Source organism: Micromonospora maritima, from assembly GCF_902825405.1.
Lineage (GTDB): Bacteria > Actinomycetota > Actinomycetes > Mycobacteriales > Micromonosporaceae > Micromonospora > Micromonospora maritima.
In genome coordinates this window covers 1-4,230 of sequence record NZ_CADEAU010000461.1, presented here as the reverse complement: position 1 = coordinate 4,230, position 4,230 = coordinate 1, and the positions used below count along the sequence as shown (strand labels likewise).

The 4,230-nt window shown below is 73.2% G+C and carries 3 protein-coding genes; 2 read left to right on the top strand and 1 reads right to left on the bottom strand.

Annotated features, from left to right (window positions below; genetic code table 11):
• Positions 1–137: 137 nt before the first annotated feature.
• The gene (gene eno / locus HUW36_RS27060; RefSeq protein ID WP_174530728.1) at positions 138–1,421 is read right to left on the bottom strand and encodes a phosphopyruvate hydratase; all 1,284 of its coding nucleotides are present in this window, start codon (positions 1,419–1,421) and stop codon (positions 138–140) included.
• A gap of 212 nt (positions 1,422–1,633) precedes the next feature.
• Between eno and HUW36_RS27055 the strand changes: the two genes are divergently transcribed.
• Both HUW36_RS27055 and HUW36_RS27050 read left to right on the top strand, forming a co-directional pair.
• Positions 1,634–2,326: a hypothetical protein gene (locus HUW36_RS27055; protein ID WP_174530727.1), complete on the top strand. Its 693-nt coding sequence runs from the start codon at positions 1,634–1,636 to the stop codon at positions 2,324–2,326.
• Positions 2,323–3,168, top strand: coding sequence for an NAD(+) diphosphatase (locus HUW36_RS27050; protein ID WP_174530726.1), 846 nt, complete (start codon positions 2,323–2,325; stop codon positions 3,166–3,168). Before HUW36_RS27055 ends, HUW36_RS27050 begins: the two co-directional genes overlap by 4 nt.
• Positions 3,169–4,230 lie beyond the last annotated feature (1,062 nt).

Below are 4,230 nucleotides of genomic sequence, written 5' to 3'. Positions count from 1 at the left end.
CACGCCGCCGTCACGGGCGGTGGACCGGACCCGGGCACCGCCCGCCCGACCGGCCTGACCCGGCCGACGGGCGGGCCGCTGGCCACCCGGTGTGCGGCGCTGCTGCATCGTCACACCCCTCCCCCGGAGCGTCGGCCTCAGGCCGAACGGTAACGCGGGAACGCGCCGGCGCCGGCGTACCGCGCCGCGTCGGCCAGCTCCTCCTCGATGCGGAGCAGCTGGTTGTACTTGGCCACCCGGTCGGAGCGGGCCGGCGCACCGGTCTTGATCTGCCCGCAGCCGGTGGCGACGGCCAGGTCGGCGATGGTGGTGTCCTCGGTCTCGCCGGAACGGTGGCTCATCATGCACCTGAAGCCGGCCCGGTGGGCCAGGTCCACGGCGTCGAGCGTCTCGGTGAGCGAGCCGATCTGGTTGACCTTGACCAGCACCGCGTTGGCGGCCTGCTCGGCGATGCCGCGGGCGATGCGCTGCGGGTTGGTCACGAACAGGTCGTCGCCGACGATCTGGATCCGGTCGCCGAGCGCGGCGGTGAGGGTGGCCCAGCCGCTCCAGTCGTCCTCGGCCAGCGGGTCCTCGATGGACACGATCGGGTAGTCGCCGGCCAGCTTGGTGTAATAGTTGCTCATCTCCTCGGCGCTCTTGGCGCTGCCCTCGAACGTGTAGCTGCCGTTGTCGAAGAACTCGGTGGCGGCCACGTCGAGCGCGAAGACGATGTCGGTGCCGAGCCGGTAGCCGGCCTTCTCCACGGCCTCGGAGATCAGGTCCAGCGCGGCGGCGTTGGTGGGCAGGTTCGGGGCGAAGCCGCCCTCGTCGCCCAGGCCGGTCGACAGGTCCTTCTTCTTCAGCACCGACTTCAGCGCGTGGTAGACCTCGGCGCCGGAGCGCAGCGCGTCCCGGAACGTCGGCGCGCCGATCGGCGCGATCATGAACTCCTGGATGTCGACGTTCGAGTCGGCGTGCGCGCCGCCGTTGAGGATGTTCATCATCGGCACCGGGAGCAGGTGCGCGTTCGGGCCGCCCAGGTAGCGGAACAGGCTCAGCTCGGCGCTGCCGGCGGCGGCCTTCGCCACGGCCAGGGAGACGCCGAGGATGGCGTTGGCGCCCAGCTCGCCCTTGTTGTCCGACCCGTCGATGTCGATCATCTTCTGGTCGATCAGCCGCTGCTCGCTGGCCTCGTAGCCGATGAGCTGGTCGACGATCCGGTCCTCGATGTTGGCGACCGCCTTCTCGACACCCTTGCCCAGGTAGCGGTCCTTGTCACCGTCGCGCAGCTCGACCGCCTCGAAGGCGCCGGTGGAGGCGCCGGACGGCACCGCGGCGCGGGCGATCGTGCCGTCGTCGAGCCCGACCTCGACCTCGACCGTCGGGTTGCCCCGCGAGTCCAGGATCTCCCGGGCGACGATTCCCTCGATGGTTGCCACTGAGTCGCTCCTCGTTTGTGTGGTTCCGGTCCGGATGGGCCGCGACGGTGCGGCTGAGGCAGGTGTTGAACGCAGCGTATCGGTCCCCGCCCTCCCGTACGCCGCTCGGGGCGGGCCCCGAGGCACCTGCTGAGACGGACATTCCCGGATTACCGGTCGTCAACCGGCAACGGGTTTGCGAGAGGTTGCGTCGATCGACAAGGCTGGGCATCATGCCTGCCGCCTCGACGACTCTCCGTGTGCTCGCCGCCTCGGTCATCGTGTCGCTCTCGGTCACCGGTTGCCAGGCCCTGGACGACGCGGGGGTCGCCCTCGGCCGGGCCGATCTGGTCAACGACCTCGCCGCGCGGATGGACCGGGCGCTGGAGCAGACCTGGGCCGCCGAGTACCAGCTCGACGGCGGGCGGACCGCCTCGATCGCGCAGACCGAGGAGCCGCTCCGCTCCACCTACACCTGGCCCGGGGGCAAGATCACGGTGACCCAGGAGGCGGTCACCCGGTGCGCGAGCACCACCGCCCGCACCTCCTGCACCGTCTCCCCGCCGCTGCTCACCGCCGGCAAGCCGTCGGTGATCGTCTACGACGAGGCCCGCAAGCAGGGCCTGGTCACCCCGCCGGCGGTGATCCGGCTGCTCACCGACGCGGCGCTGCGGCCCGAGGCGGTCATCAAGCAGAGCGACACCACGCTGGCCGGGCACCACGCCACCTGCGTCGACGTCACGAACGCCGGGGAACGCTTCACCGCCTGCGTGACGAACGAGGGGGTGCTGGGCAGCTTCACCGGCCGGCTCGACGGCAAGCCGGCCGAGGTGACGCTCAACCGCTACACCGAGACGGTCGAGGCCGCCGCGTTCGCCGTACCGGCCGGCGCCGGCGTGGTCGACCGGCGCACCACCACGTCGTGAACCCCGGCGGCACCGCCGACGTACCGGCCCGGACGGGCGCGGCGGGCTTCCTTCCCGTCGCCGACCACGGCCGGCCGCCGGACCCGGACGACCTGGCCCTCGCGGTGGCCGGGAGGAAGCTGCTGACGGGCGCCGACGGGCGGCCGCCGCGAGTCGGCGAACTGCCCGCCGCGACCGGGTGGGTGGCGGTCGGCACGGTGGACGGGGTGCCGGCCTGGACGACCGAGGTCGGCGAACCGGAGTCCCTGCCCGGCCGGTGGCGGAGCTGGCGCGGCCTCGCGGCCGAACTGCCCGCGCCCTGGGCGGACCTGGCCGGGCGCGCGCTCTGCCTGGTCACGTGGCGGCGTACGCACCGGTGGTGCGGTGCCTGCCGGGCCGAACTGGCCGACGTGCCGGGCGAGACCGCGCGGCGCTGCCCGGCGTGCGGGCTGACCGGGTACGTGCCGCTCTCCGTCGCGGTGCTGACCGCGATCACCCGTCCGGGCGAGCTTCTGCTGGTCCGCCACGCCCACGGGCCGACCGAGCTGTGGGCGCTGGTCGCCGGCTTCGTCGAGGCCGGCGAGTCGCTGGAGGCGGCGGTGCGCCGCGAGGCCGCCGAGGAGGTCGGCCTGACGCTGGGCCGCCCCGCGTACGTGGACAGCCAGCCGTGGGCGCTGTCCGGACCGGGCACGCTGCTGGCCGGCTTCACCGCCGCGGTGACCGACCCGGCCGCCGAGCCGGTGGTCGACCGGGCGGAGCTGACCGAGGCCCGCTGGTTCCCGGTGGACGCGTTGCCGGCCGAGCTGCCGCCGGCGTACTCGTTGTCCCGCTGGCTGATCGACGCGGTCGTCGCGCGCGGCTGAGCGGTCAGAGCCCCAGCAGCGTACGCAGGTGGCGCGGGGGCGGGCAGTCGTGCGCCAGCATCGCGTCGTGCCACTCCCGCACCGGCACGTCGGCGGGCCGCGCGGCGGCGATGTCGGCCATCTCGCTGTAGCCGACGAAGTAGGTGGAGAGCTGGGTGGAGGTGAGCAACGCCCGCCGCCACTTGCCGGCCGCCTCGCCCTCCTCCTGGAAACCGCGCCCGGTCATCAGCGCCATCGCCTCCGACTCGGGCAGGTCGTCGCAGTGCACGAGCTGGTCGAGCAGCGCGTTGATGGTCATCCGGAGCTGCATCTTGAGCTGCTGGAGGCGCACCGGCAGCCCGCCGAAGCCGAGCCCGGCCATCAGCTCCTCGGTGTAGACCGCCCAACCCTCGATGAACACGCCGGACTCGGTGAGCGCGCGTACCCGGGTCGGGCCGGTGTGGCGCCGGGCGTGGGCGAGCTGGAGGAAGTGACCGGGCATCGCCTCGTGCACGGTCAGGTTGCGGATCATGTGGTCGTTGTACTCCCGGTAGAACGACTCGACCCGCTGAGCCGGCCAGTCCACCGGGGTGGGCGCGATGCAGTAGAACGTCGGCACGTCGGCCGTCTCCAGGGGCCCGGGCGAGTCGCAGTAGGCCACCGCCACGCCGCGGGCGAACTCCGGCATCTCCTGGATCACGCACGGGTCGTCGACCAGGCTCACCAGGTCGTGCCGGCGGACGAAGTCACTCGCCTCGTCGAGCGTGACCGAGGCGAGGTCGACGATGGTGGCGTCGTCCGGATGCTCGGCGGCCAGCAGGTCCAACGCCCGGCGTACCGTCTCGTCGTCGGCCGGACCGCCGACCAGCTCGACGGCCGCCGCCCGGATCTCCTCGGTGACCCGGTCGAGGTTGGCCCAGGCGCGGCGCTGGACCTCGGCGGCGCCCAGCTCGGTGTCGAGCGTGTGCCAGAGCCGCGCCTCCCACCGCCGCCGACCCAGCCGGGGGTCACGCCCGGGGCCGGCGTCGGCGGCCAGGCCGAGACGCAGCCAGGAGATCGGAAGAGCACACGTCTGAACTCCAG